This window comes from Bacillus sp. FSL K6-3431, from assembly GCF_038002605.1.
GTDB lineage: Bacteria > Bacillota > Bacilli > Bacillales > Bacillaceae_C > Lederbergia.
Genome location: NZ_JBBOCT010000001.1, coordinates 393261 through 407101, shown reverse-complemented (window position 1 = coordinate 407101; position 13841 = coordinate 393261). Strand labels below are relative to the sequence as shown.

12 protein-coding genes are annotated in these 13841 nt (G+C 36.6%); 6 read left to right on the top strand and 6 right to left on the bottom strand.

Going from position 1 to position 13841, the window contains the following annotated elements; all coding sequences use genetic code 11:
• The first annotated feature begins 263 nt into the window (after window positions 1–263).
• The 3 genes from MHB53_RS02000 to MHB53_RS01990 all read left to right on the top strand — a co-directional run bounded on the left by MHB53_RS02000 (window position 264) and on the right by MHB53_RS01990 (window position 1890).
• Complete coding sequence (locus tag MHB53_RS02000) at window positions 264–842, top strand: LemA family protein (RefSeq protein ID WP_340915426.1); 579 nt, start codon at window positions 264–266, stop codon at window positions 840–842.
• Window positions 842–1609, top strand: coding sequence for a TPM domain-containing protein (locus MHB53_RS01995; protein ID WP_340915425.1), 768 nt, complete (start codon window positions 842–844; stop codon window positions 1607–1609). Before MHB53_RS02000 ends, MHB53_RS01995 begins: the two co-directional genes overlap by 1 nt.
• A gap of 77 nt (window positions 1610–1686) precedes the next feature.
• Window positions 1687–1890 (top strand): acylphosphatase, encoded by a 204-nt coding sequence (locus MHB53_RS01990; protein WP_340915424.1) that lies wholly within the window; start codon window positions 1687–1689, stop codon window positions 1888–1890.
• Window positions 1891–2049: 159 nt separating this feature from the next.
• On the opposite strand, the gene MHB53_RS01985 is transcribed toward MHB53_RS01990, so the two are convergent.
• From MHB53_RS01985 to MHB53_RS01975, 3 genes are all read right to left on the bottom strand, one after another.
• Complete coding sequence (locus tag MHB53_RS01985; RefSeq protein WP_340915422.1) at window positions 2050–3969, bottom strand: vWA domain-containing protein; 1920 nt, start codon at window positions 3967–3969, stop codon at window positions 2050–2052.
• An 11-nt stretch (window positions 3970–3980) separates the two neighbouring features.
• Complete coding sequence (locus MHB53_RS01980; protein ID WP_340915420.1) at window positions 3981–4859, bottom strand: ATP-binding protein; 879 nt, start codon at window positions 4857–4859, stop codon at window positions 3981–3983.
• A 151-nt stretch (window positions 4860–5010) separates the two neighbouring features.
• Window positions 5011–5538 carry a Rok-like winged helix domain-containing protein gene (locus tag MHB53_RS01975; RefSeq protein ID WP_340915419.1) on the bottom strand — a complete coding sequence of 176 codons (528 nt, stop codon included), beginning with the start codon at window positions 5536–5538 and terminating at the stop codon, window positions 5011–5013.
• Between the two features lie 260 nt (window positions 5539–5798).
• Here MHB53_RS01975 and MHB53_RS01970 point away from each other — a divergent pair, with 260 nt between their 5' ends.
• Both MHB53_RS01970 and sda read left to right on the top strand, forming a co-directional pair.
• The gene (locus tag MHB53_RS01970) at window positions 5799–7283 is read left to right on the top strand and encodes an aldehyde dehydrogenase family protein (RefSeq protein WP_340915418.1); all 1485 of its coding nucleotides are present in this window, start codon (window positions 5799–5801) and stop codon (window positions 7281–7283) included.
• A gap of 135 nt (window positions 7284–7418) precedes the next feature.
• On the top strand, window positions 7419–7541 hold the full coding sequence (gene sda, locus MHB53_RS01965; protein ID WP_340915416.1) for a sporulation histidine kinase inhibitor Sda: 123 nt from the start codon (window positions 7419–7421) through the stop codon (window positions 7539–7541).
• 161 nt (window positions 7542–7702) lie between these two features.
• Here sda and MHB53_RS01960 read toward each other — a convergent pair whose 3' ends face one another.
• The 3 genes from MHB53_RS01960 to MHB53_RS01950 form a co-directional block, all read right to left on the bottom strand.
• Window positions 7703–8509, bottom strand: a complete 807-nt coding sequence (locus MHB53_RS01960; protein WP_340915414.1) for a DUF2935 domain-containing protein — start codon at window positions 8507–8509, stop codon at window positions 7703–7705.
• Between the two features lie 268 nt (window positions 8510–8777).
• Window positions 8778–10028: a 2-oxoglutarate dehydrogenase complex dihydrolipoyllysine-residue succinyltransferase gene (odhB, locus tag MHB53_RS01955; protein WP_340915412.1), complete on the bottom strand. Its 1251-nt coding sequence runs from the start codon at window positions 10026–10028 to the stop codon at window positions 8778–8780.
• 94 nt (window positions 10029–10122) lie between these two features.
• Window positions 10123–12963: a 2-oxoglutarate dehydrogenase E1 component gene (locus MHB53_RS01950; RefSeq protein ID WP_340915409.1), complete on the bottom strand. Its 2841-nt coding sequence runs from the start codon at window positions 12961–12963 to the stop codon at window positions 10123–10125.
• A gap of 370 nt (window positions 12964–13333) precedes the next feature.
• Between MHB53_RS01950 and MHB53_RS01945 the strand changes: the two genes are divergently transcribed.
• Window positions 13334–13786 carry an Hsp20/alpha crystallin family protein gene (locus MHB53_RS01945; RefSeq protein WP_340915408.1) on the top strand — a complete coding sequence of 151 codons (453 nt, stop codon included), beginning with the start codon at window positions 13334–13336 and terminating at the stop codon, window positions 13784–13786.
• Window positions 13787–13841: the final 55 nt, after the last annotated feature.

Here is a 13841-nt window from a genome sequence, read left to right as displayed (position 1 = left end):
TTTTCATTTCATTTTTTACATGCTTACTATTGTTTGTTTTCAACATAATCATCATCAATCAGGTTACATAATATGAAAAATGGCGATTTTAAAGTATAATTCTTAATGAGGATGTTCAAAAAGTTAAAATGAAAAATAGCGAATTTTTTCGTTCCTTGGTTTTTCGGATTCTTGAACACGCAGATAATCTAAAAATAGAAATTAAATTAGAATGAAACTTTTTGTCAGTTCATTCGTTATTACTGTGTAAGGAGTGGTGAAAGATGAAAAAAGGATTAGGAGCTATTATCGGCATTATTGTTGTGATCATGCTTATAGCTTTCCCATTAATAGGTAGCTACAATGGTTTTGTAAATGCGGAAGAAGATGTCGATCAGCAATATGCGCAAATTGAAAATCAGCTTCAGCGTAGAATGGATTTGATTCCAAATCTTGTCAATACAGTCAAAGGATATGCAAGTCATGAAGAAGATGTTATTGAAGATGTTGCTAGTGCACGATCACGATTAGCTGGTGCTGGTTCATTGCAAGAACAAGCAAATGCGGATGCAGATTTGACGGGTGCATTGGGCAGATTACTAGTTATCTCTGAAAGTTATCCCGATTTAAAGGCGGACCAACAGTTTACTCAGTTGATGGATGAACTTTCTGGAACAGAAAATAGGATTGCTGTGGCTCGTAAGGATTATAATGATCAAGTAACTTTATTTAATAAAAAAGTAAAGCAATTCCCAGGAAAACTGACTTCCTCTATTTTTGGTTTTGATGAAAAAGCATACTTCAAAGCAGACGCAGGTGCTAAAGACGCACCAAAGGTTGACTTTGAAGGGAATGAGAAATAATGAAACCTGCTCATTCTATTATCCCTACTTTTTTGTTCCTCTTCTTTTGTCTACTAGGCGGTCAAGTGCACGCAGCTAATGTACCTGAGCCTGTAGGAGACATTTATGTTCAAGACTTTGCACAAGTTTTAACGGCGGAACAAAAAAAGGAATTACATGATCTTGGTATTTACCTAGATGATCATACAGGAGCGCAAATTGCCGTTTTATCTGTGGAATCACTTCAAGGCCAACAAGTTGAAGAATATGCATTAGATGCCTTTCGTCAATACGGCCTAGGTGATCCAAAAAAAAATAACGGTGTGTTGTTGCTGCTTGCTTTAAATGAGCGGAAAATCCGTATTGAAGTGGGTTATGGATTAGAAGGTGCTTTGCCTGACGGAAAAGTTGGCCGTATTTTACAAAGCTATTCCTTGCCATATTTGGAAGCTGACGATTTCGGGACTGCCCTTACCAATACGTATAAGCAACTGTTCAATGAAGTTTCTGCTGAATATAAACTAGATAAGCAAATGGATACAAAAGAATTTAAATATGAAGAATCAAGTGGTGAAGGTCCCTCTTTACTCACAATAGTTATTTTTTCTTTGATCGCACTCGGAATCATCTTTTTGGATGTACGATTCTTGGGTGGCGCCCTAACTTTAAGTATACTTAGAATTATAGCTGTCATACTTTCACGAGGTGGTGGTGGAAGCGGTGGCGGCGGATCACGAGGTGGTGGTGGCGGATCATCAGGCGGTGGTGGTGCTAGCAGAGGATGGTAAGCTGTTCATAAAATAATCTTCTTTGACTTAAAAGTCTTTAGCTACCTAGCTACAGCGATGAGCTAAGGCACCTACGCTTGTATAAAGGGGTGAGCTTTATCTCATATTCGGTCCATGCAATTGTCATTGGTAATGTACAAGGTGTTGGTTTTAGGTTTTCTACTCAACAACTAGCAAACAAATATCATTTAAGCGGCTGGGCCAAGAATGTAAATGACGGAAATGTGGAAATGCATGCGGAAGGTAAAAAAACGAGATCGATACCTTTCTATCTGAAATAAAAGCGAATCCTTCTCCTTTTTCCCGAGTCGAAAAAGTGATTATTAACAATAATGAAAAGCTTAAAGGATATACTTCTTTTAAAATTATGTATTAAAACATTATATCCATCACCCTAATTGGGCGATGGATTATTTATCTATAGCCTTATATCTATAGTTTTATCTGTTAATCGATTGGAATAAAAGCTTTCTTAAAAGCGGGAATAACATATCTGGAAGCTTATCAATAGAAGGCACAATTATACTATATGGACCATATATATTTTGGAACACTTTTCTTTGCTCCTCCTCTACCCCGTTCATTGATAAAAAGATATTAAAAATTTCCACGCCTCGTTTCCTTGCTTCTCGTACTGCTTCATGTGTGTCTATAATACCATTCTGACTATACCCATACGCTGCAGGCTCACCATCGGAGAAAATCAAAAGAAACTTTTGTTCTTCGGTTCTTCGGTATAAATTTTCACTAATTACCCTTATAGCATAACCATCACGATTATCTTCTTCCGCTTCTAGTTGCACAATCTCCGGACCAGACTTTGACAGTAAAGAAGAAGAAAAATCAATCACTTTATTAAAGTAATTGGGTTGATCATTGTCGGAAGCTTCTGTAGCATCTTCCCAAAATCCGGTAATTTCATGTGGCACTTTCACGGATTTTAAAGCTTCATGGAAAAGTGTAATTCCTAGTTTGGTTTCCTCCATCTTATCTTGCATCGATGCTGAACAATCAATTAGCAAACTAAAAACTGCATTAATTTCATTGGAAGGCTCATTTTTTTTATAAAATAATCTTGGCTGCTCTTCGGTAAAGAATCTAAGCATTTTCTTGTTTAGTCTACCAAATAATAAATCTGTACGTGGTTGTATTTTTTTATGTTCTAATGTTACATCAATAACATTTTTTAATTTTTTTTGATAAAGACTAACACTTTTTTTATAATTTGCATATTTGATTATCGCTTCTGATGTCGGATGTTTCTTGGGCAAAAAAATAGGCCGCGCATTTTTATTTTCTTTTCCATATGGCGTGCCCCTTTTTCCAGTATCATCATCAATACTTTCCACTGATTTCAGTTCAGAAAAGTCTTTATTCGTACTTTTTCTAGCTGATCCTTGGACAATAGCTAAAGCTTGATCCCCTGCCTCCCCTTCTCTCGCATCACTTGAAAGAATGTCTGTTTGTGTTCCTTGATCAAGATCAAATTGCATAAAGCTTGTACCAGGACTGCTTGTTTCACGATGCCATGTCTTCATTTCCTCATCAAATACTTCTTCTTCACCACTTGCACTTTCTTCTGCTTGATCATCATTTTTAAGTGGATCTTTTCTTAATAAATCTGCATAGCTAAGTCCATTATCCGTTTCCGAATCTAATTTTGGTAAATGGAAATAATCATTGATCATATCCTTATATATATAACCTTCTGTCAAATCAACCATTTGCATTGTGATTTCAGCAATATCAGATGTAGTCGTAGCATCAAATATTTTTTCTAGATGGTTGCGATATATAGGAAACATATTATTTATCTGTTCATTTATATCTGGCCAAGTAATGTAAGGACTATTTGTATTTAAAATAATATAAGCCAAATTAAATAATGCATCTAGTTGGAAACTTTTCTCCACATTAACAGTTAACTGGGATTGAAAATAATCCATATACGTTTGACGTCTAACTGTAAATTCCTTTACCATGCCTGGTCTTTCTTTTTTACATAGTTCTTCCACTCTTAGATCTTCAGCGAGTTTAAAAAGCTGTTTTGCAAATCGACTATGTTTATATTTATCGGCCTGTTGAATAAATTTGGTTGCAACTTCAAAGTCTGTATACTTAATATTTCCTAACGCTCTTAAAAAAACGTCGCTTTTCATGCCAGCGCGCATAACTTCGATTGAGCGATGATTCCAAAAGTGACTAACATATACTTTTTTCTCTATTTTATCAAGATAGGAATGTACGCGAAATTCCGTCTCAAATTCATTATCTCTTGTCAATGTTCTAGATAGATCTGCCAACTCCATCAAAACAATCGAATCAATTTTTTCATCGTTAAAATGAATGAATCGATACATATGCAACCCTCCTAGGAAAACAACGTGGCCGCAATATTCATAACAGCTGATTTTTCCCTCTCTTCTTCTAGTTTATCCACAATCCCTCTTTGAATGGCACGAAGTGGAGGTAAATATTGAGCAAGATCACAAGTATCAATTAAAGCACGAATCGAAGCAGCTTCTTCAGGAATTTGTCCATTACTTACTTGTGCAATTAAGTCTTCGGACAACTTGACGAACGTATCAATCATCGCTTCATTACGAAGATTGCTTTCATTTACTAATACTTTTTTCAGAACTTCATTTTGAACATATGGTATATCAATTACGACAAACCTATTTTTTAATGCTTCATTTAATTGCACGGTTCCAATATACCCTTCATTAATAGCAGCAATTACGCCAAAGGTTTTCATTGCATGTATAACCTCTCCAGTAAAAGGATTAAATAATGTCCTGCGATAGTCTAATACACTGTTTAAAATCGGTAGCGTTTCAGGTTTTGCCATGTTTATTTCATCAATATATAAGAAATGTCCTCTATTCATCGACTTGACAACTGGACCAGGGACAAATTCAATGGTATTTACTCCGCCATCAACGCCAATTGTTTTAAAGCCAAGTAAAGCTTCGGCATCCATATCTACCGAGCAATTTATACTGTGCATCGGTTGTTTGAACAGGTAGGATAGCGTTTCAGCAAGCTTTGTTTTACCGGAGCCTGTTGGTCCTTTGAGCAATACATTTTTGCCAAGGGAAAGTGCAATCACCGCATCCGCAAGAATATGTTTATCTGCAGCAATGAAACCACCCTCATTCATAAGTTCCTCGTCGATATTAGAAAATATGAGATGACGTTCTTTCATTATTTTTTGGATGTCGGTTGGTAATTCAACTTTATTCATCATTCAATTCCTTCCTCAAAATAAAACATGATTTATTGTACTCTCCTCTATTTTAACAAAAATAAGAACAATAAACAGAAAAAAGCTCGCATAGGAGCAAGCTCTGAAAAGCAATTACTATCCAGAATATATTTAAAGCCGTCTTTTGCTCCTCTTAACTGTTCTCTGGGACATGATCCTTTCCCAAGAAAATAGGATTATTCTGCACTTTTTCGACTTGGTTAGATTTGTAAATATATAGACCACGTCCTATTTTGGAAATATTTACATCATGTTTTTCTATTGTCGACATAAAAGTAGTCATATTGGCAATTTTATAATCGGTACGCTCTTCAATAAACCTCTTTAATTCTACACTGCGGATAGGTTCAGCTTGCTCCTTTAAAAAAGCGATAGCCAATTCGCGCATTTTTGTTGTTTTGCTTCGGCGTGAAGAGCGATTTTTACGCGCTTTTAAATGATTAATATCCTCTTCCATATCCACATTGCTTGTAGGCCCTTCGATAAAAGCATTTGTAGACTCTAAATAATGCAGTTCAGCAGGAATATCATTTCTGTTATTTTCCTTCATTGAATCTAGTTCCCTTAAGCGGTTGAAGATAAATGCTCTTTCTTTTTGTAATTCTCTCATCATACGTTCTTCTGTATCAAGCATTTGTTCTAATCTCATTTTTAATGCCATTCTTTCGGTAAACACCACATACCGCCTCCGTATAAATGATATTTATATTATCTTCATCATATAATAAACTTGGAAAATTAGTAAAGTAATTTTTCGAATATTATTTAAATTATATTCCCGTCTGTCGAATACGTATATAATTTCGGTGTATTTGTCTAATGGTAAAGCTTGTTTTTATTAGGTCAATCTAGTAAACTACTAACTGTAAGCGCTGACATTGTGGCCTAATGATTGTATTATCATTTTAAAGGAGGAATTCAATGAGCCAAATTACGATTGAATTAAATGAACGACTACAGAAGTTTTTGCAAGGTACTAAAAAGATGTATATTAATGGGGAATTTGTAGAAAGTTCCTCAGGTAAAACATTTGATACACCAAATCCGGCAACAGGCGAAACACTTGCTACCTTATATGAAGGTGAAGAGCAGGATATTGATAAGGCAGTAAAAGCTGCACGTAAAGCGTTTGATGATGGAGAATGGTCGAAAATGAGTGCTGCTTCCCGAAGCAAACTTATGTATAAGCTTGCTGATTTAATGGAAGACAATAAAGAAGCTTTGGCACAACTTGAAACTCTTGATAATGGGAAACCAATTAGTGAGACAATGAATGCTGATATTCCACTTGCAATTGAACATATGCGCTATTACGCAGGATGGTCGACTAAAATAACAGGACAAACCATCCCTGTCGCAGGTCCATATTTCACATATACACGTCATGAGGCTGTAGGAGTTGTCGGACAGATCATTCCGTGGAACTTTCCTTTATTAATGGCAATGTGGAAAATGGGTGCTGCACTTGCTACAGGCTGTACCATTATTTTGAAGCCTGCAGAACAAACACCACTATCTGCATTATTTTTCGCTGAACTTGTAGAAGAAGCTGGATTCCCACCAGGTGTAATTAATATTGTGCCCGGCTATGGTGAAACTGCTGGACAAGCACTTGTGGACCATCCACAAGTAAATAAAATTGCCTTTACTGGATCCACTGAAATTGGAAAACTAATCATGCAGCGTGCTGCCAATACATTAAAAAGAGTAACACTTGAACTTGGCGGAAAGTCTCCTAACATTATTTTACCTGATGCTGATTTATCAAAAGCAATTCCAGGGGCATTAAACGGTGTTATGTTTAACCAAGGACAAGTTTGCTGCGCAGGATCACGGGTTTTTATTCAAAAGAAACATTTTGATAACGTAGTTGCTGATATGGCCTCACATGCGAAAAATATTAAACAAGGATCTGGCTTGGATGCGGAGACACAAATTGGTCCATTGGTATCTTCAGAACAGCAAAATAAAGTATTAAATTATATAGAACAAGGGATTAATGAAGGGGCTGAGCTACTTACAGGGGGTCAGAAATCGCGCGAAGAAGGTTATTTCGTTGAACCTACAATCTTTGCGGACGTTAATGATGATATGACAATTGCGAAGGAGGAGATTTTTGGTCCCGTTATTGCCGCTATGCCTTATGACGACCTAGATGAAGTAATTGGGCGGGCCAATGATAGTGAATACGGGCTTGCGGCAGGTTTGTGGACTCAGGATGTAGCAAGTGCACATTATATTGCCAATAAACTACGTGCAGGAACGGTATGGGTCAATTGCTATAATGCTTTCGATGCCGCAGCACCATTTGGTGGGTTTAAACAATCAGGAATTGGACGTGAAATGGGATCCTATGCTCTGAATAATTATACGGAAGTAAAAACCGTATGGGTTTCTATGAATTAAAGCAAAAAACTTGGTTGCATCCGTAACCAAGTTTTTTTGCTTCATTTAATAGATTTTCCTTTTAATTTTCTTTCAAAGAGTGTAGAATGGTTAAAAATAGAGAAATACTTAATTTCATGAGGAGGTTTTGCACGGATGAGAGTTATGAGTAACGAACAGCTTGTTGCAGCCTATCGAGATGCGGTAAAGAATGATCACGGAGATAATGTGGTTAGAATACTAAAAACTGAAATTAGAAAACGCGGATTAAATCCTTAATCATCTGTTTCTCTATTTAACAAGTAAATAAAACATAGCGTGCAAGTTTACTTGCACGCTTTTTTTCACATTGTATCAGTGCCGGAAGATCGCGATACAGATTTCACCATGATGATTCAGTACTGTCGTCTCTTTCCAGTAAAAAGCCGCACCCTTCCTCATTACTTTTCGAATCTAGGTGAAGTTGGATCACACTCTGGTTTCAACGTATTAGCTGACCTGGCTAATTTATTTAAATAATAACACTCCTCACGGTACATATGATCTGCCATTAATGCTGGAAAAGTTCCTAACACCTTCTCTGAAATATCTAATTCTAATATTTCATTTAAAAATATTTGGAAAGCCTCTATTTCTAACTTTGCATCATCATTCATCCGATCCAAAGCCGGGAATTCGTGAATCTTTGTACGTAAATAACCTGCGAATTCAACTGCTTTTAAATATAAATGCTCAAAATGTTGATTGAATACAAAGCTTTTTTCTTTTAATGCCTTTTCCGTCGCATCAAGTTGATCCTCAATAGCTCCAGCATGTCCTGAAGCATCGCGAAGCCAAAGTAAATGATGATGTAATTCATGTTCGATCGGCGGAGATTCCCCTTCTTTAAAATAACGAATGATCCGTTCATATTCCTCCAACTCATTTACCATATGATTCACAAACGTAGGAGATAGATGAAATTTTATATTTTTGAATAATAGCTTTTCTAGGATTGTTAGTTTAAACTTTTTAAATTTAAGTACGAGAGGTTCGGTTTGGATTGTTAAATCTATTCCCTCCTTTAACGTATTAATCAATTTTGCATGAGCTAACAGTTGATCAAAACTTTTCTTAAATGTTTTTGCGATTTCAATATCACTTTTTTCGGAAGGACTTAATGAATCCAATATAAATCTAGCATGATCCCCCATTATTTGTAGCCAGAATTCATGTTCGAACTTTAATTCATCTATTTTAATTGCCAATATTACATCCCCCTTAATATAAAAGACTCGTTTAAGTGCGTGTTCAAAAAGGTGCTAAAGTAGAAACAAGAAGTTCGAGGCGCGAAGGTTTTGAGGATCGGAGCGTTTGCTTTTAATACATGAGAACCGGAAAAACCGAGCAACGAAGAAATTCGCCGTTTATCATTTGGTGACTTTTTGAACATCCTCTTTAAGCATATTCAATGAATCTTTTTACATACCAAAAAAGAGCAGTCACATATTAAGTGACCGCTCTTTCGGTATAAAATCAACCTTCTAATAGTAGATCTTCTGGGTTCTCTAATAATTGTTTAATTGTTACAAGGAAACCTACTGCTTCTTTTCCATCGATTACACGGTGGTCATAAGAGAGCGCAACATACATCATTGGGCGATTTTCCATATTTTCAGCATCGATTGCAACAGGACGTGTTTGGATTGTATGCATACCAAGTATTCCCACTTGCGTACCATTTAAAATTGGGGTGGATAATAAAGATCCAAATACGCCACCATTTGTTATTGTAAATGTACCACCTTGCAAATCACTTAATGATAGCTTGTTATCACGTGCCTTTTTTGCAACTGCAAGAATATCCCCTTCGATTTCTGAGAAGTTCTTGCGGTCACAGTCGCGAATTACTGGAACGACTAGTCCTTCATCTGTTGAAACAGCAACGCCGATATCATAGAACTTTTTCAAAATTAGTTCATCGCCGTCAAGTTCAGAATTTACTGCGGGATATTTTTTAAGTGCAGCGACAACAGCTTTTGTGAAAAATGACATAAACCCAAGACGAACATCGTGTTGCTCATAAAATTTGTCTTTTTTACGTTTACGTAAATTCATAACAGCAGACATATCAATTTCATTAAAAGTAGTCAGCATTGCTGTGTTTTGTTGTACTTCAACCAATCTTTTAGCAATCGTTTGACGACGGCGTGACATGCGCACTCGCTCAATAGGTTTGCCATCTACTTGGCTTGATGATGGGGCCGCCTTTGGAGCAACAGTTGGTGCAGGTGCTGCTTGTTTCGGTTGAGTAGAAAACGATGAAACATCTTGTTTACGAACTCTTCCAAGTGGGTCTATTGTTGGTACTTCACTTAAATCAATTCCTTTTTCTCTAGCTAGCTTACGTGCTGCTGGTGAAGCAATTAGGCGTTCCTTTACTTCATCTTTTGTAGTATCTTCAGTAACTGGTTGTGCTTCAGATGGTGCAGGTGCTTGCTGCTCTTCTTTAGCCTTTTCCGTTTCGCTAGGTACTACTTCCCCAGCAGTTGCACCAGCTTCTACAAGTGCGATAACATCCCCAACTTGGACAGTATCTCCTTCAGCAGCTTTTAATTCTTGTACTACTCCTGCTTCTTCAGAAATAACTTCAACATTGACTTTATCTGTCTCTAATTCTACGATGTATTCGCCTTTTTCAACATAATCGCCTGGTTTTTTTAACCATTGTGCAATTGTACCTTCCGTAATCGATTCTGCCAGTTCTGGAACTTTGATTTCTGCCACTTTAAATCCTCCTCATAATATATAACCGGTGCCAGCTGTTACACGTTAACAAAAGCTAGCCAAGATAACCTACAACAATTTATTAGTCTTGTTATTATTTTGTGAATGCCGTTTGAATGATTCTAGTTTGTTCTTTTCTATGAATAGTTGGATCTCCCTCAGAAGGACTCGAACGTCTACGTCGACCGATGTATTTTACTTCCGCACCTTCAGAAGCAATTTTTCTTAGGTATGGTTCAACATGCAACCAACCACCCATATTTTTCGGTTCTTCTTGAACCCAGACAAGTTCTTTTGCATTTGGGTAACGCGTGAAAATGGCTGATAATTCTTGGCTTGGGAAAGGATATAATTCCTCTACCCTTAAAATATGAAGCCACTCCACATCTTTTTTATCTTTTACATGTTCTTCCAAGTCGATCGCTATTTTACCACTACATAGAACTATACGCTCAACTGAATCATGATTATTTCCAAGGCCTTTTTGCTCAAGCACTGGTTGGAAGCTACCTTCCGCTAAATCTTGAATATCTGCAGCTGCAAGTGGGTGACGAAGTAAACTTTTCGGTGTCATAATTACTAATGGTCTAACCCCTTCTTTATTCAGCATAGCTGCTTGTCTTCTTAGCATATGGAAGTATTGTCCGGATGTAGACAAATTAGCAACAGTCCAGTTATTTTCAGCTGCACTTTGCAAAAACCTCTCCACTCTTCCACTTGAGTGTTCTGGCCCCTGTCCTTCGTACCCATGTGGTAATAACATAACTAAACCAGATTTTTGTCCCCACTTGGCCCTGCCAGATGAAATGAATTGGTCAAAATATACTTGTGCCATATTGGCGAAGTCGCCAAATTGTGCTTCCCAAATAACGAGTGTCTCTGGTGCAAACACATTATATCCATATTCAAATCCAACAACAGCTGCTTCCGTTAATGGACTATTATAAACAACAAATGTAGATTTTGAATCGGTTAAATGATGTAAAGGAATAAACTCTTTACCTGTTTTCTCATCATGTAAAACTAGATTCCTTTGGGCAAATGTTCCCCGTTGAGAATCTTGGCCGGTAAAGCGAATAGGTGTCCCATCAATTAATATCGAGCCTAGAGCAAGTGACTCTGCATGTGCCCAATCGATTTTCCCTTCGCCTGCAGTAATATTTTCTCTACGTTTTAAAATACGGCTAAGCTTTTGGAATACGTTAAAGCTTTCTGGCCATTGTAGAAGTTCTTGATTTATCGTTTTTAATACGTTTAGGCTAACCTTCGTTTTCCATTCTTTATGACAATTTACTACATTTGCTGGAGGATCCATTGCTGTATCCCGGTCTTCATTATTTTTCACTACTGAATCATAAGCTTTTTGCAATTTCGCTTGTATATCTTCATCCATTTTTGAAGACTCTACTTTTGTCAGTAAGCCTTTTTCAATAAGACGATCAGAATAAATTTCTTTGGCAGTTGGATGGTTATGAACCGCAGTGTACATTAATGGATTTGTAACCATTGGTTCATCCATTTCATTGTGACCAAAACGACGATATCCAACTAAATCAATGACAAAATCTTTATGAAACTTTTGTCGATATTTATAAGCAAGTTCCGCAGCTGCAACTACAGCTTCAGGATCATCTGCATTCACATGGACAATTGGTACTTCAAAGCCTTTCGCTATATCTGACGCATATGTTGTCGATCTTGAATCAGCGCTTTCAGTTGTAAAACCAATCATATTATTTGCGATAATATGAAGTGTCCCACCTGTATCATAGCCTTTTAATCGCCCCATATTTAACGTTTCCTGTACTATTCCTTCTCCAGGAAAAGCAGCATCGCCATGGACAGAAATGGCAACGCAACTTGCCACATCTTGTTCAGGGTAACCAGTTCTATTTCGATCTTCTTGAGCTGCTCGTGTATAACCATCTACAATTGGTCCAACAACTTCCAAATGACTCGGATTGTTAGCTAATGTGATTCTTGTGTTTGCTGTGCTTCCTCGTTTAACTTTGCGGTCAGCCCCCAAGTGATATTTTACGTCACCTGTCCAACCATAAGTTATTCCAATTGATCCCTCTGAAGGGATTAAATCTTTATTTGGTGCATGTTGAAATTCGGAAAAAATTAATTTATATGGTTTTTCAAGAACATGAGCTAAAACATTTAAACGACCACGGTGAGCCATTCCGATATTAACAGTGCGAGTACCCGTTTTTACCGTAGAACCAATGATTTGATCCATCAATAGAACTAGCGAATCTAGCCCTTCAATGGAAAATCTCTTTTGACCTACAAACGTCCGATGAATGAATTTTTCAAAGCCTTCGACTTCAGCAAGACGAGTCAATAATGCGAGTCTTTCTTCTTTTGATAGATTAGGATAAAAACTTTCTGACTCAATTTGTTGCTGGAGCCAATTTTTTTCTTCTAAATCATGTACTTGATGATATTCAAAAGCCAATTTATGCGTATATACTTTTCTTAAATGCTTAATTGCATCAAGGCCGTTTTTTAAATCTGATGGTGCATTTGGTGATATAAATGATGCTGGAATTTCTTTTAAGTCTTCTTCAGTCAACTTAAATTCCGCTAAATCAATTCTTCTGATCTCTGGCCGCTTTTTGACTAAAGGTCTAATGTCCGCCGCAAGATGCCCATATGTACGTATATTGTCTGCCAATTTTACAGCAGCAACAATTTTACTATACATATCTGGATTGGCTGGCATTTGAAATGAAACATCAGCTTGTCCTTTTGTCGTTTCTGAATCACTTTCTGCTGAAGGTGCTCCCCATTGATCAAATAATTCCTTCAGTTCTAGATCTACACTTTTCGGGTCTTTTACATAATGTTCGTACATTTCCATTACATACCCAAGGTTTGGTCCGGAGAAATTTTCCCATGGTGTACCTTGATATGACGCATGTTTACTCATTAATAATACGCCTCCACTATTTTCGACGATAGTTTTCATTGATAAATGAAATGATATATTTATGTATTATTACTGAAGCATTTTCAAAAAACGCTTACACCTCCATTTTAACACTGTAAATGAGCAATTTAAAGAGTAATCTCAAATACATTGTTTCCATGACAAGTATTTGCTAATAACATTACATAACCAGTCCTTACTTCCTTATGGAACGATTAAACCATATACAATCTTACTACTATTGAATAAAAAATCAAATTGTTTTGTTTAAATATACCTATTTAATTTTTTTCACATGCATTTTCACTTTCTTTTTTCAAAATGGTGCATATATATGGTAATAAAGGTAAAGACAATGGGGGTGAAAAACATGATTCCCTGGGGAAACTTTCCATTTAAAGACGAGTTAAAAAAAATGGCAGAGGAAATGAAGCCAAGTGATGTTCAATCCTATGTAAATGATATGATGCAAAAGCTAAATATGCCTCCTTTTGGGGATCATTACAATCAACAAGAAAGGGATCAAAGTCAATCAAAACATGTTGAACTAGAGCCTAGTGTATTTGAGACATTTGACTACGTATATATACGATTGACATTACCAAAGAACGTATCCATTAATCAATTACGTATATTTCACACTTCGAATCAAGCAATTATAGAAAATATTCATGAAGAAGGAAGTAAAAAGGTAATAATCCTTCCATGTGTCGTTAAAAAAAAAGGAGCCACAGCCGAAGTACAAGACAATATATTAGAAGTGAGAATCCCTAAAGGAAGTGATTTACAATTCACTGAGATTTCCATTTCGGAAAAGCTCTAGGAAGAAGTTTAAATATGACTGAATCAGTGTAAACATGTAGTGTTCCACTCATTAC